Genomic DNA, 13410 nt, shown 5'->3' on the forward strand with positions numbered 1-13410 from the left:
AGAGAACGGGGATTACACTATGCATAAAATATTATTTGTTTGCCACGGCTCGATTTGTAGATCACCAATGGCTAAGTATGTTTTTCAGGATATGGTAGATAAGCGTGGTATCAGTCAGGATTTTTATATTGATTGTGCAGCTATGACATATGAGGAAATCGGAAATCCGGTATATCCACCAACACGACAGGTGCTTAACGCACATGGAATTAATTGCGATGGGTATGCTGCTCGTCATATTCGTAAAGACGAATACGGAGAATTCGATTATATCATCGGAATGGATGCAGAAAATATGCATGACCTTGCATATGAATTCGGTCCAGATAAAGATGATAAGATTTACAGACTTCTTGATTTCACAGACAGACCAAGAGATATTGATGACCCATGGTACACACGTAAATTTGATGTTTGCTATGAGGATGTACTTAGAGGCTGTGAAGGCTTATTAAAGCATTTAGGATACTAGAACTATGCTTAAGGATAAGGATATAAGAGAGGCTTTATTTGATTATTTAGAGCTGGAATATGGCAAGACCAGAATCTTTGAAGAGAAGATGATAGGTAAATCTCGGGCGGACGTTATTATGGTGATTACGGGCGCTATAGTGGGTATCGAGATTAAGTCAGATGCAGACACTTATACAAGACTGGATAGTCAGGTAAAGGATTATGATAAATACTTTGATTACAATATAGTGGTGGTTGGAAGCAGTCACGCCAGCCATATTGATGAGCATGTACCTGAGCATTGGGGTATCATAACAGTGGATGAAGTTGATGATAAGGCTGATTTTTATTTTCTAAGACATCCTCTGGTGAATAAAAAAATGAAGCTGGAAAGAAAAATAGAGCTGCTGTGGAGACCGGAGCTGGGACTGATTCTTGAAAGATTTAACATGCCTAAATATGCAGGCCAGAGTAAACCATTTGTAAGAAAGAAAATAATAGAATGGACAAAGACTCCGCCTACAAAAGCAGAGATTACAAGAATAAAAAGAGCAGCAAAGGCTGAAGGTGTGGTACCTGAGATTCCTGAGACAAAGGTTGACCCAACGGCTTTAAATGCAGAGATAAGTGAGATTTTATTCGAGCGAGATTACGAGAAGCTTCTTGCAGATATAAAGGAATATCAGAAGGAAAAGAACCCTAGAAGAAGAGGCACAAAGAAGTCTACCCGAGTTAGAAGAATTAGGAGACTTGCTAAGAAACAATAGTATTATGACAACTAAAATGAGAGAATCTGACGAAAAGTTAGGTTCTCTTTTAATTTTATATTGATATTTATTCATTTTGTGTTAATATATATGAATAAAAATACAGAGCAGAGGAATAAAAATTCATGAAGAAGAAATTATCTCTTATCCTTTTAGCTATGACAGCAGCATTGTTTGTTGCCTGCGGAACAGCTGATAAGGACACAGGAAAACAGATTCAGTCATTGGACGATTTACCAGGATCACGCATCGGAGTTCAGCTTGGTACTATTGGTGATATTTATGCATCCGATTTAGAGGGTGATGAAGAGGGCACCACAATCGAGCGATACAATAAGCTTACAGATGCAGTTCAGGCTTTAAGACAGGGAAAGATTGACTGCGTTATCGTAGATGAGCAGCCAGCCATTGCCACTACAAAGGATGAAGCTAATCTTGAAATCCTTGACGAGCCATTCACAACAGAAGATTATGCTATCTGCATTGCTAAGGATAATGAGGAGCTTCTTGAAAAGGTAAACGGTGCTCTCACAGAATTAATGGAAGATGGCACCCTTGACCAGATTACAAAGAATTATATTGGCGCTGATACAAAGGGCACCTGTCCTTATGAGACACCAGCTGGCACTGTTTATGACAATGGAAAGCTTGTAGTTGTTTCAAACATTGCATTTCCTCCATATGAATATTATGAGAATGGTGAGGCAGTTGGTATCGATATGGAGCTTATCAAAGCTATCGGCGATAAGCTTGGTATGGAAATTGAGATTGAAGATATCGAGTTCGACAGTATCATCAATGCAGTAAGTTCACACAAGGCTGATGTTGGTATTGCCGGAATGACAAAGACAGAAGAGCGTCTTAAGTCTATCAACTTCTCAGAGTCATACGTAAAGACAAAGCAGGTAATCATCGTAAATAATGGTGAGGCAGCGGGAAGCAGTATCAGCTTCACAGAAAACCTTAAGAGAAATTTTGTAGATGACAGCAGATGGACATACCTTGTAAAGGGTCTTGTTAACACACTTATCATTGCCCTCCTGGCTGTACTTGCTGGTATGATTATTGGTTTTGTAGTTGCCATTGTACGTGTTACTTACGATAAGACTGGTGGATGGGCTATCGCAAATGCGATATGTAAGCTTTATCTTACAATCATCCGTGGAACACCTATGATGATTCAGCTTTTGATCATATACTATGTAGTATTCAAATCAGTTAATGTTCCAAAGCTTCTTGTAGCTATTATCGCATTTGCGATAAATTCAGGAGCATACGTTGCAGAGATTATGCGTGGTGGAATCATGTCAATTGACGGTGGGCAGATGGAGGCTGGACGAAGCCTTGGTCTCAACTACAAGCAGACCATGATTTCAATCATCCTTCCACAGGCAATTAAGAACGTACTTCCAGCACTTGGAAATGAGTTTATTTCACTTATCAAAGAGACATCAATCTGCGGTTACATCGGTCTTTTGGATCTGACTCGTGGTGGTGATATTATCAGAAGTATTACATACGAGGCATTCCTTCCACTGATAGCAGTTGCAATTATTTATCTTATTATTGTTCAGGTTCTCAACATGGGCGTAGGAAAGCTTGAAAAGAATTTACGTAAAAGTGAACAGTAATTAAAGGAGAGAAAAAATGGCTAATGAAGTTTTAATAAAGGTTGAGAACCTTTCAAAGTCTTTCGGAGACAATGAGGTTCTTACAAATGTAAATATGCAGATTGAAAAGGGAGAGGTTATTGCCATCATTGGACCATCCGGCTGTGGCAAGTCAACTTTCATCCGTACATTGAACCAGCTTGAGGATGTTTCTGGTGGTTCTATATATCTCGATGGCGAAGATATCACTAAAAAGGGAGTTGATATAAACGATGTTCGCCGTCGTGTGGGAATGGTGTTCCAACACTTTAATCTTTTCCCACATCTTACTATCAAGAAGAATCTTACACTTGCTCCTGTGAAGCTTGGGCTTATGACTCAGGCAGAGGCAGATGCAAAGGCTGCAGAGCTTTTAGAGCGAGTTGGTCTTTCAGATAAGGCTGAGGCTTATCCAGACAGCCTTTCAGGTGGACAGAAGCAGCGTATCGCAATCGCCCGTACACTTGCTATGAATCCAGAGGTTATTCTTTTCGATGAGCCTACATCAGCTCTTGATCCAGAGATGGTAGGTGAGGTTCTTTCGCTTATGAAGGAGCTTGCTGATGATGGAATGACAATGGTTGTTGTTACTCACGAAATGGGCTTTGCAAAAGAAGTTGCAGATCGCGTAATGTTCTTTGATGAAAAGGGAATCAAAGAGGAGGGTACTCCTGCTGAGATTTTTGAGTTCCCAAAGAGTCAGAGATTACAGGACTTCTTATCAAAAGTTTTATAGAGTTTATGCCTTCCTCTCGAGGGGAAGGCTTTTTTTTATTATTTAAAGTAGTATAATGATAAAAGTTATTTTAGTAATTGGAGATGAATAGAAATGGAATCTACACTTAGACGTACTTGGGCGGAGATAAACTTAGACGCCATTGAATATAATTACAAGAAAATAAAAGAGAAAATCGGAGCTGATGTAAAGTTCCTTGGGGTTGTAAAGGCTGATGCATACGGACATGGAAGTATTCAGGTGAGTCAGCTTCTAGAGGAGATTGGTGCAGATTATTTAGCTGTCAGCAGTGCAGATGAGGCTTTGGAGCTTCGTGTAAACGGAATTAAGATGCCTATCCTTATCCTTGGACACACACCAAAGGAGCAGGTTGGTCGTCTTATTGAATACAATATTACTCAGGCTATTACATGTAAGGCAAAGGCTGATGAATACAGTGCTGAGGCCGTTAAATGCGGTGGCACATTAAAGGTACACATTAAGGTGGACACTGGTATGTCACGCCTTGGTTATCTTTGTGACAACGGATACTTTGATACAGGTGTTGATGGCATCGTAGAAGCTTGCAATATGCCAGGTCTTGAGGCAGAAGGTATCTTCACACACTTTGCTGTTGCAGATGAGCATGGCGAGGATTGTGATAAATATACTAAGCATCAGTTTGAACTTTTCACAGGTGTTATTGAGTCAGTGGAAGAGAAGCTTGGCAGAAAGTTTGCCATCCGCCACTGTGCAAATACAGGAGCTACAGTAAGATATCCAGAGACTTATCTTGATATGGTTCGTCCAGGACTTTTGCTTTATGGATATGGCGAATTTGCTCATGAGCTTGGACTTAAGCCTGCCATGACAATGAAGACTACAGTTAGTACTATCAAGATTTATCCAGCAGGCACAGCTATCAGCTATGGTGGTGTGTTCAAGACAGAAAAGACTACACGTATCGGTGTTCTTCCATATGGATATGCTGACGGATTCCTTCGTAGTCTTTCAAACAAGTGCAGCCTTTATACAAAAGAAGGCCCAGCAAAGCTTCGCGGAAAAATCTGCATGGATATGTGCATGATTGATATTACAGATATGCCAACAGTTGATGTTGGAAGTGAAGTAGAGATTTTCGGTGAGAAGAATTCCATCGATGAGTTGGCAGAAATCGCCGGAACAATTCCTTACGAATTAACATGTGCAGTAAGCAAGCGCGTGCCTCGCGTATATTTACGTGGCGGCAACGTTGTTGATAAGGAACTTATGTTAAGAATGTAATTAAAATAAAAGACATCTTGTAACTATCAAGCTCTTGAAATTACTTTAGCGAGACGTGCTGTCGAGCGGAGTAATTCAAGGCTTGAGAGTGTAACAAGATGTCTTCTTTTTTAAAATGGCTCTTTTTTGTCTTTTAAGATTCTGTACACTCCGACTAGGCTAGTCACAAGTGAGAAGCAGTCGAATGCGAATACTGTCCAGTTTCTAAGTACAAAATCGTAGGTTCCAAAACTTAAGATACTTCCGATACAACCAAGCTTAATCACAAGTGGATTTTTAGAGCTTAGTGTAAGAGTAATAAGTGTAGCTGCAACAAATGGAAGCCAGTCCATAAGTCCGTGTGTGCCGGCTTTCTGGGGAAGCCATGTGAACCAAACATTGTATAAAGAAATATACGTAATTACGAACTGAAGAACGATAAAGAAAATCTTTAATGGAGTTGTAAATTTCCATTTTAGACAAACCGTGTTTCTTATTAAGCTCACGATATTTCCAACTACCGCAGCGATTCCGCCGATGCAGGCGTATGAAATAATAAAAAATATAAACTGCACATTCTGTGCTATAAGCATGCCTCTTTTTGTCTTTAAATAGCCAATTCCTACCATTAAAATACATGCAAGGATGGCGAATATCTGACTTACAATAAATAAATTCATTCTTTCACCTCAAAACTTAATTTTTACAGAAGAATATGATAAGTCATAAATGTGATAAAAAAAAGTACTAAATAGAAAACATAAAAATAACAATTTTATACATCTACAAAATCAAAAAAATGAGCACTTATTAGAATTGATTTGATATAATTTGGTTATCTAGTAAACAGATTGATTGAAGGAGAATGGTATGTCGAGTGTAAAGATTACATCAAGTTTTTGGGGGAGATACCGGGATCTTGTTCGTAGGGAAATGATCCCTTATCAGTGGCAGGTTTTGAATGATATTGCTGGTATCACTATTGAAAAAGAGAGGGATGATGCCAACATTCCAAGTGAAAAAAGTCATGCTATTGAGAATTTTAAAATTGCAGCTGGAAGAGTTCAGGGAACACATTATGGATGGACTTTCCAGGATAGTGATGTATATAAATGGCTGGAGGCGGTAGCTTATTCTCTCAGGGAAAAGATGGACCCTGAGTTGGAGAAGAATGCCCTCCAGGTTATTGATTTGATAGAGGCAGCTCAGGAGCCTGATGGTTATCTTGATACTTATTTTTCAATTCTTGGAATTGAGTATAAATATCAGAGCCTGGCAGGAAGTCATGAGCTTTATTGTATGGGACATTTTATTGAGGCGGCAGTGGCTTATTATACGACTACAGGCAATGAAAAAGTCCTTAATATTGCAAAAAAATGTGCTGATAATATAGACGAAAATTTCGGCCCAGAGGAAGGAAAAATTCACGGTTATGATGGACACGAAGAGATAGAGATTGGATTACTTAGACTCTACCATATTACTGGCGAGGACCGATATTTGAATCTGGCAAAATATTTCCTTACAGAAAGAGGAAAGCATCCTGATTTCTTTAAGGAGCAGGCTAAAAAATACAAGGGGCCTAATGCCCTTGACTGGGTTGCCAATGCGCCTAACACATATTTTCAGAATCATGCTCCTATATCTGAGCAGAAGACAGCAGAAGGACATGCTGTACGTGTGGTTTATTTATGTACTGCTCTTGCGGATTTGGCTGCAACAACTGGTGATGAGGAGATTATAAAGATATGCAGAACCTTGTGGGACAACATTGTTGATTGCAGAATGTTTATCACTGGTGGCATTGGCTCTACAGTAAATGGTGAGGCGTTTACACTGGATTATGATTTGCCAAATGACACAATGTATTGCGAGACATGTGCAGCCATTGGTCTTATATTCTTTGCTCGTCAGATGCTTAGAATTGATCCTAATGGCGAATATGCAGATGTTATGGAACGAGCTTTATACAACTGCGCGTTGGCTGGAATGGCCTTGGATGGAAAACATTTCTTTTATGTAAATCCATTGGAGGTTAATCCATTAAAATCCAAGAAGGATCCTACAAAAAGTCATGTTAAGCCGGTGAGACCATCATGGCTTGGCTGTGCTTGTTGTCCACCAAACCTTGCAAGAATGATTACTTCACTGGATGATTACGTTTATACGATATCCGATAATACGATTTTAGTTAACCAGTATGTTGATTCGGATTCTCTGTTAGATGTGGGAGACGGTGTGGTTCTTATTAAGCAGACTACCAGTTTTCCATGGGATGAGCAGGCTGGTCTTTACGTGAGCAATAACTCAGGAATTAATGTAAGGATTGGAATCAGAATTCCTTCCTGGTCTGAGAACTTCAGAATAAGAGTTGGTGGTAATCTTGTAGAGATTGATTCAAAGAAGGGTTATCACTACGTTGAGGTTGAGTCAGGAACCTCTGTAGTTATAGGTGTTAATTTTGACATGTCTGTAATAAGAAATTATGCTAATCCACATGTATCAGAGGATATGGGAAAAGTAGCTGTTTCACGTGGTCCGCTTATTTACTGTCTTGAAGGTGTAGATAATGGAGAAGATTTGAATTGTCTCAGCCTGCCTGTAAATGCCCACTTTGAATATAAGTTTAATCATAGTCTGCTAAATGGTGTGGGTGTTTTGACAACTACCGGAAAAAGAATTCAGCCAAGGTCAGACAAAGCCTTATACACTAAGGAGAGACCATCTCTTAAAGACGTTAAACTTACATTTATTCCATACTATGCATGGGCAAATCGTGGTGAAAATGAAATGCAGGTTTGGATTAGGGAATAAACTTTGTAATTTAGCTCTTTAAATCACTAAAGAATTAGGTTACAATAGATGAAATATTATTTTGACATCAGGAGGAATTATGGGTAAGGTATTTCGATTTCACAAAGATGTAGATACTGATCAGATTATCGCATCCCAGTATCTGCTATTCCCTACAATAGACGAGATGAAAGTGCATACTTTCGAATCGCTAAATTCAGATTTTGCATCTCAGGTGAAGCCGGGGGATTTTGTTGTAGCTGATGAGAATTTTGGCTGTGGCTCTTCCCGCGAGCAGGCACCTAGCGTGCTAAAGGCTCTGGGAGTAAAGGCTGTTATCGCAAAGTCCTTTGCCCGTATTTTCTATCGTAATTCTATAAACATTGGTATGCCTGTAATTGTCAGCAAGGAGCTATATGACGCTGTAAAAGATGGCGATGACATGGAACTTGATTTGCAGGCCGGTAAGATTACTGCAAACGGAAAAGAGTTTACATGTACGAAGCTTCCTGCAAAGATGCAGGAGATTCTTGACCAGGGCGGATTGATAGCGTCCCTTGATAAGGAGGACTAGATTATGGGCATGACAATGGCGGAAAAGATTATCGCTGCTGCGGCAGGTAAGGAGAGCTGCAAAGCAGGCGATATAGAGACTGTTACTTTGGACAGACTTATGAGTAATGATGGCACCACCCATCTTACTATTGATATGTATAACAAATTGAAAAATCAGCGCATTGCTGATGTGGACAAGCTTGTATGGATTATTGATCACAACATTCCTGCAGACAGTCCAAAGACAGCCGCTTCTCACAAGAAGATGCGCGATTTTGCAAGAGAGCATGGAATCACTTTTTACGAGGGCGAAGGAGTGTGCCATCAGGTAATGATGGAAAAGCATGTCCGTCCAGGTGAGCTTATTTTTGGTGCAGATTCTCACACATGTGCCTATGGTGCACTTGGTGCATTTGGTACAGGTGTTGGATGTACAGATTATCTTTATGCAATGGTGACAGGAACCTCATGGCTTCTTGTTCCAGAGACAATCAGATTCAACCTTCACGGCGCATTAAAAGAAGGCGTTTATGCCCGTGATTTGATTCTTACAATCATTGGACGCATCTCTGCAAATGGTGCAAATTATAAGGCTATGGAGTTCGCAGGTGATGGCCTTAAGGGCCTTTCAATTGCAGATAGAATTTCTATCTGTAATCTCTGCGTGGAGGCTGGAGCTAAAACAGCGCTTATGGAAGTAGATGATGTGGCACTTGATTACCTCAAGGCCCATGGTCGTGAGCCAAAGGCTATCTTTAAGTCAGATGATGATGCAGTATTTTCAGAGGTATTTGATATTGATTTATCTGAGATTGAGCCAATCGTGGCAAAGCCTCATTTCGTAGATAATATCGTTCCAGTTTCTGAGTGTGAAGGCACTAAGATTGACGAAGCCTTCCTTGGAAGCTGTAACAATGGTCGTATAGAAGACCTTCGAGTTGGTGCTGCTGTAATAAAGGGAAAGCATGTTGCTGACAAGGTTAGATTCCTTGTGGTGCCAGCCAGCCGTGAGGTCTATAAGCAGGCTCTTCAGGAAGGTTTGCTAGATATCTTTATGAATGCAGGTGCAATGGTTATGAATCCAAACTGTTCTGTATGCTGGGGTGCCTGCCAGGGTGTCATCGGAGAAGGTGAGACTCTGATTTCTACGGGCACACGTAACTTCAAGGGTCGCGCTGGACATAAGGATTCTTTCGTATATCTTGCATCAGCTGCTACCGTTACAGCGTCAGCTATTCGTGGATACATAACATCAGCAGATAAAGTCTAGAACAAAATCTAATTCACAATGTATTTGCTTTCTGAATGAAACATGTTAGTTGAATGAAGAAAGACAAATTATTGTGAATGTAAGATTTTGAGCACAACATAGAGGATTTGAAAATGAGTAAAATTTGGAAATTAGATAACGACATAGATACAGACATCATCTTACCTACAGAGTATCTCGCTTTTGAGACTGTGCAGGAGATGAAGCCTTATGCATTTTCTCCACTGAGACCGGAACTTGCAGCACAGATTCAGCCAGGAGATATGATTGTGGCAGGAAACAATTTCGGCTGTGGTTCATCAAGAGAGCAGGCGCCAGAGGTGGTAAAAGCTCTTGGTATTTCTTGCATTGTTGCAAAATCATTTGCAAGAATTTTCTTCAGAAATGCTATTAACAATGGATTGCTTCTCATCGAGCAGCCTGATTTATATGATGAGGTAAATGAAGGCGATGAAGCAGAGGTTATTCCTGGAAAGGAAATTATTGTTAATGGTAAATCCTATCCAATAGCTAGTCTCCCAGAAAATCTTACAGAGATTTTGGAGGCAGGCGGTCTTGTGAAGGCCATGAGAAAGCGTAACGGATTAGATTAATTGGGAGAATGGAATGGGACATACACTTGTTGAAAAAATAATTGGAAATAAGGTTGGACATGAAGTCAAACCTGGAGATATCGTTACTGTTGATGTGGACTGGTGCATGATTGATGACATCATGGTTCCTTTTGCAGTTCAGAAATTTGAGGAAATGGGATTTAAGAAGGTGGCCAAGCCAGATGGTGTGGTGCTGATTTATGATCATTTCCTTCCAGCTACTCAGGTAGATGACAGCAGACATTTCAGAGTGGGAGATGAGTTCGCTGAAAAATATGGACTCAAAAATGTTCACCGCACAGATGGAATCTGCCACCAGCTTATGACAGAAGCTGGTTATGTAAAGCCAGGAGATATTGCTTTTGGAACAGACAGCCACACTGTTACTTATGGCTGTGTAGGAGCATTTTCTACTGGTATCGGATATACGGAAATGGCAGGTATTCTTGGTACAGGTCAGCTTTGGATCAAGGTTCCTGAGACTATTAAAGTGGAGATTGAAGGAACACTCCATGGTAATGTCACATCAAAGGATATAATCCTTAGAATCATTGGAGATTTGACTGCTTCAGGTGCTACTTATCAGGCTATTGAATTTACAGGAAGTACTGTAGATGCCATGAGTGTAGCCAGCCGTATGACTATGTCAAACATGTCAGTAGAAGCCGGTGCAAAGTGCGGACTTTTTGCTCCAGATGAGAAGACTTGCGATTACTGCAAGATTCCTTACGACGATAGCATTAAAGCACTTCATGCTGATAATGATGCCCAGTATTCAAAGATTCTTAGATACAAGGCAGAGGATTTCAAACCAGTTTGTGCCTGCCCATCACTTGTGGATAATATTAAGCCTGTTAAGGAGCTTAAGGGCACAAAGGTAGATCAGGTATTTATCGGTTCATGCACAAACGGAAGATTGGAAGACCTTAGAGCTGCTGCCACAATCCTTAAGGGAAAACATGTGGCACCATTTGTAAAACTTATTGTTACACCAGCCAGTCGTAAGATTTATCGTGAGGCACTGGCAGATGGAACATTAGAGATTCTCTCAGATGCAGGAGCTATCATTACCACACCAGGCTGCGGACTTTGCTGCGGTCGAGGAGGCGGAATCCTTTCTGATGATGAGGTGGTTGTTGCCACAAACAACAGAAACTTCCTTGGTAGAATGGGAACAAGTAAGGTTCAGATTTATCTTGCAAGCCCTGTAACAGCTGCAGCTACTGCAATAGCAGGAGAGATTGTGGAAGGATAGATGAAATAAAAATATTTGAGGACCTGAGGGTCCTCTTTTTTATGTCGAAAATATAAGATTTGTTGCGCAGAATTGCGCAATTAGAAAGAAAAAATATACAAAATGACTAATCAATATTTGTAATTGTTTCTGAAAATGGTAAATAATATTGACACAGGTGTGTATTATCAGCTATTTTAAGTATCGTAATGAGCTGGAAACGTTTCCACAAGACCGGTTAATGCGGAACCGTTTGCGCAACATTGAAGGGGATCCCAATTATAATGTATGAGAAAATGGAGGATAAGGATGTTTAACAAAAGAATGGGTCGCAGTGTTTTATCACTATTAGTGGCCTCTGGTTTAGTATTTAGTGGTTTTAGTATTAACACTGAAACTGTTGAAGCAGCTCAAACTGGTGCATACGGTCTTCAGTCAAATATTAAAGATGGCAATATTCTACATTGCTTCGACTGGACATATCAGCAGATAATTGATGAGCTTCCAAATATTGCGGCAGCTGGATTTTCTACAGTTCAAACTTCACCTGCTCAGGCGGCAAGCTGCTCAAGAGGTGGAATCTGGTATATGCTTTACCAACCAAATGGTTTTTATGTTGGCGATGCAGGTCTTGGTTCAGAAAGTGACTTAAGAAGACTTTGTCAGGAAGCAGACAAATATGGAATCAAGGTTGTAGTCGACGTCGTAGCAAATCACCTTGCTGGCGATCACGCAAACATCGATGGTAGCCTTAAGGATTCAAGTCACTGGCATAACGAGTGGGGCGGTATTGATTACAACAATCGTCATCAGATTACTCACAGAGATATCGGTATGCCAGATATTAATTCAGAGGATCCTTATGTTCAGAATAAAGTAAAGAATTACATCTCTCAGCTTAAGTCTGATGGAGTTGATGGAATCAGATGGGATGCTGCAAAGCACATTTCTGTTCCATCAGAAAATTGCAGCTTCTGGAGAAATGTAATTGATAACTCAATTTTCAATTATGGTGAGATTCTTGATCAGCCTGTAGTCGGTAATGACTCATACGCACAAAGACTTATGAGCGAGTATACAGATTATATGTCTGTAACTGATTCAGTTTATAGTGCTACAGTAATGCAGGCTTTAAATCAGGGCTCTGTTCCATACAGCTATGGTTATTGGACAACAGCAAATGGTATCGAGGACAATGAGGTGATTTACTTCGCTGAAAGTCACGATACATATTCTAATCATTCGCAAGGGGAGGGCGGCTGGACTAAGTATATTGACCAGAACAAAGTTGACAGAGCATATGCAATCCTTGGTTCAAAAGCAAATTCATCAGCACTTTACTTCTCAAGACCATATGCTAAAGAAAAGACAGCAATCAAGGTTGGCGAAAAGGGAAGCACACACTTTACAAGCCCTGAAGTTGCTGCAGTAAATAAGCTTCATAACCAGTGTGCAGGCGAGAAGGAATACTATTCTACATATGGAAATGTAGCTATCGTAGCAAGACAGTCAGGTGCTACACTTGTTTTAGGCTCAGGATCAAATTGGGATGTAAGTGTTTCAAATCCAGGAAGTACACTTAGAAGTGGTACATATAAGGATCTTGTAAGTGGAAGCACATTTACAGTAGATGGATCAAATATCAGAGGTCACGTTGGATCAACAGGTATTGCAGTTTTACTTAAGGATGTTGGCCCAACTCCAACACCTACACCAACCCCAACACCTACACCAACCCCAACACCAACCCCAACACCTACACCAACTCCAACACCTACACCAACTCCAACACCACCAATCGAGAATGAAATTACAGTTTACTTCTCAAATAATGCTAATTGGAGCAATGTATATGTATATACATGGGGTGGCAGTGATACAACAGGTTGGCCAGGAAAGGCTGCAACTTTTGTAAAGAAGAACGAGTACAACGAGTCAGTTTATTCTGCTAAGATTCCAAAGGATATTAAGGGATTGATTTTCTCTGATGGAAATGGAAGACAGACAGTAGATATTAATTCTGGGTTTGTTGATGGATTAGGATATTATATTTCAGGAAATTCAGGTAACAAGAGTACAGTTGGCACCTATACTTTTTCTAATTAATATTCCTTAAAC

12 protein-coding genes are annotated in these 13410 nt (G+C 40.2%); 11 read left to right on the top strand and 1 reads right to left on the bottom strand.

The features are described from left to right. The first annotated feature begins 19 nt into the window (after positions 1–19). The 5 genes from G592_RS0105075 (at position 20) to alr (ending at position 4868) form a co-directional block, all read left to right on the top strand. A complete protein-coding gene (locus tag G592_RS0105075; RefSeq protein WP_028246851.1) occupies positions 20–472 on the top strand; it encodes a low molecular weight protein-tyrosine-phosphatase in 453 nt (150 codons plus the stop codon). Between the two features lie 4 nt (positions 473–476). After that, complete coding sequence (locus G592_RS0105080) at positions 477–1220, top strand: sce7726 family protein (RefSeq protein ID WP_028246852.1); 744 nt, start codon at positions 477–479, stop codon at positions 1218–1220. Positions 1221–1345: 125 nt separating this feature from the next. Beyond that, a complete protein-coding gene (locus G592_RS0105085) occupies positions 1346–2851 on the top strand; it encodes an ABC transporter substrate-binding protein/permease (protein WP_028246853.1) in 1506 nt (501 codons plus the stop codon). 16 nt (positions 2852–2867) lie between these two features. Further along, a complete protein-coding gene (locus G592_RS0105090) occupies positions 2868–3605 on the top strand; it encodes an amino acid ABC transporter ATP-binding protein (protein ID WP_028246854.1) in 738 nt (245 codons plus the stop codon). A 93-nt stretch (positions 3606–3698) separates the two neighbouring features. Then, positions 3699–4868: an alanine racemase gene (gene alr, locus G592_RS0105095; RefSeq protein WP_028246855.1), complete on the top strand. Its 1170-nt coding sequence runs from the start codon at positions 3699–3701 to the stop codon at positions 4866–4868. Positions 4869–4978: 110 nt separating this feature from the next. Here the strand turns inward: alr and G592_RS0105100 are convergent, their stop codons facing one another. Continuing rightward, a complete protein-coding gene (locus G592_RS0105100) occupies positions 4979–5527 on the bottom strand; it encodes a YgjV family protein (protein ID WP_028246856.1) in 549 nt (182 codons plus the stop codon). A 190-nt stretch (positions 5528–5717) separates the two neighbouring features. Here G592_RS0105100 and G592_RS0105105 point away from each other — a divergent pair, with 190 nt between their 5' ends. The 6 genes from G592_RS0105105 to G592_RS15755 all read left to right on the top strand — a co-directional run bounded on the left by G592_RS0105105 (position 5718) and on the right by G592_RS15755 (position 13398). Beyond that, a complete protein-coding gene (locus G592_RS0105105) occupies positions 5718–7661 on the top strand; it encodes a glycoside hydrolase family 127 protein (protein WP_051194769.1) in 1944 nt (647 codons plus the stop codon). A gap of 79 nt (positions 7662–7740) precedes the next feature. After that, positions 7741–8214: a 3-isopropylmalate dehydratase gene (gene leuD / locus G592_RS0105110; protein ID WP_028246858.1), complete on the top strand. Its 474-nt coding sequence runs from the start codon at positions 7741–7743 to the stop codon at positions 8212–8214. A gap of 3 nt (positions 8215–8217) precedes the next feature. Beyond that, the gene (locus G592_RS0105115; RefSeq protein ID WP_028246859.1) at positions 8218–9465 is read left to right on the top strand and encodes a 3-isopropylmalate dehydratase large subunit; all 1248 of its coding nucleotides are present in this window, start codon (positions 8218–8220) and stop codon (positions 9463–9465) included. Between the two features lie 113 nt (positions 9466–9578). Next, positions 9579–10058 (top strand): 3-isopropylmalate dehydratase, encoded by a 480-nt coding sequence (locus tag G592_RS0105120; RefSeq protein ID WP_036951792.1) that lies wholly within the window; start codon positions 9579–9581, stop codon positions 10056–10058. Between the two features lie 13 nt (positions 10059–10071). Then, the gene (locus G592_RS0105125) at positions 10072–11313 is read left to right on the top strand and encodes a 3-isopropylmalate dehydratase large subunit (protein WP_028246861.1); all 1242 of its coding nucleotides are present in this window, start codon (positions 10072–10074) and stop codon (positions 11311–11313) included. Between the two features lie 288 nt (positions 11314–11601). Further along, the gene (locus tag G592_RS15755) at positions 11602–13398 is read left to right on the top strand and encodes an alpha-amylase family glycosyl hydrolase (protein ID WP_028246862.1); all 1797 of its coding nucleotides are present in this window, start codon (positions 11602–11604) and stop codon (positions 13396–13398) included. The last annotated feature ends 12 nt before the right edge of the window (positions 13399–13410 follow it).

This window comes from Pseudobutyrivibrio ruminis CF1b, assembly GCF_000424005.1.
Lineage (GTDB): Bacteria > Bacillota > Clostridia > Lachnospirales > Lachnospiraceae > Pseudobutyrivibrio > Pseudobutyrivibrio ruminis_C.

What these genes read in the sequence shown, in the direction of transcription:
- G592_RS0105085 (WP_028246853.1), top strand. Translation starts at nt 1,346, where the DNA reads ATGAAGAAGAAATTATCTCTTATCCTTTTAGCTATGACAGCAGCATTG.
- G592_RS0105080 (WP_028246852.1), top strand. Translation starts at nt 477, where the DNA reads ATGCTTAAGGATAAGGATATAAGAGAGGCTTTATTTGATTATTTAGAG.
- G592_RS0105090 (WP_028246854.1), top strand. Translation starts at nt 2,868, where the DNA reads ATGGCTAATGAAGTTTTAATAAAGGTTGAGAACCTTTCAAAGTCTTTC.
- alr (WP_028246855.1), top strand. Translation starts at nt 3,699, where the DNA reads ATGGAATCTACACTTAGACGTACTTGGGCGGAGATAAACTTAGACGCC.
- G592_RS0105120 (WP_036951792.1), top strand. Translation starts at nt 9,579, where the DNA reads ATGAGTAAAATTTGGAAATTAGATAACGACATAGATACAGACATCATC.
- G592_RS0105125 (WP_028246861.1), top strand. Translation starts at nt 10,072, where the DNA reads ATGGGACATACACTTGTTGAAAAAATAATTGGAAATAAGGTTGGACAT.
- G592_RS0105100 (WP_028246856.1), bottom strand. Translation starts at nt 5,527, where the DNA reads ATGAATTTATTTATTGTAAGTCAGATATTCGCCATCCTTGCATGTATT.
- G592_RS0105075 (WP_028246851.1), top strand. Translation starts at nt 20, where the DNA reads ATGCATAAAATATTATTTGTTTGCCACGGCTCGATTTGTAGATCACCA.
- G592_RS0105105 (WP_051194769.1), top strand. Translation starts at nt 5,718, where the DNA reads ATGTCGAGTGTAAAGATTACATCAAGTTTTTGGGGGAGATACCGGGAT.
- G592_RS15755 (WP_028246862.1), top strand. Translation starts at nt 11,602, where the DNA reads ATGTTTAACAAAAGAATGGGTCGCAGTGTTTTATCACTATTAGTGGCC.
- leuD (WP_028246858.1), top strand. Translation starts at nt 7,741, where the DNA reads ATGGGTAAGGTATTTCGATTTCACAAAGATGTAGATACTGATCAGATT.
- G592_RS0105115 (WP_028246859.1), top strand. Translation starts at nt 8,218, where the DNA reads ATGGGCATGACAATGGCGGAAAAGATTATCGCTGCTGCGGCAGGTAAG.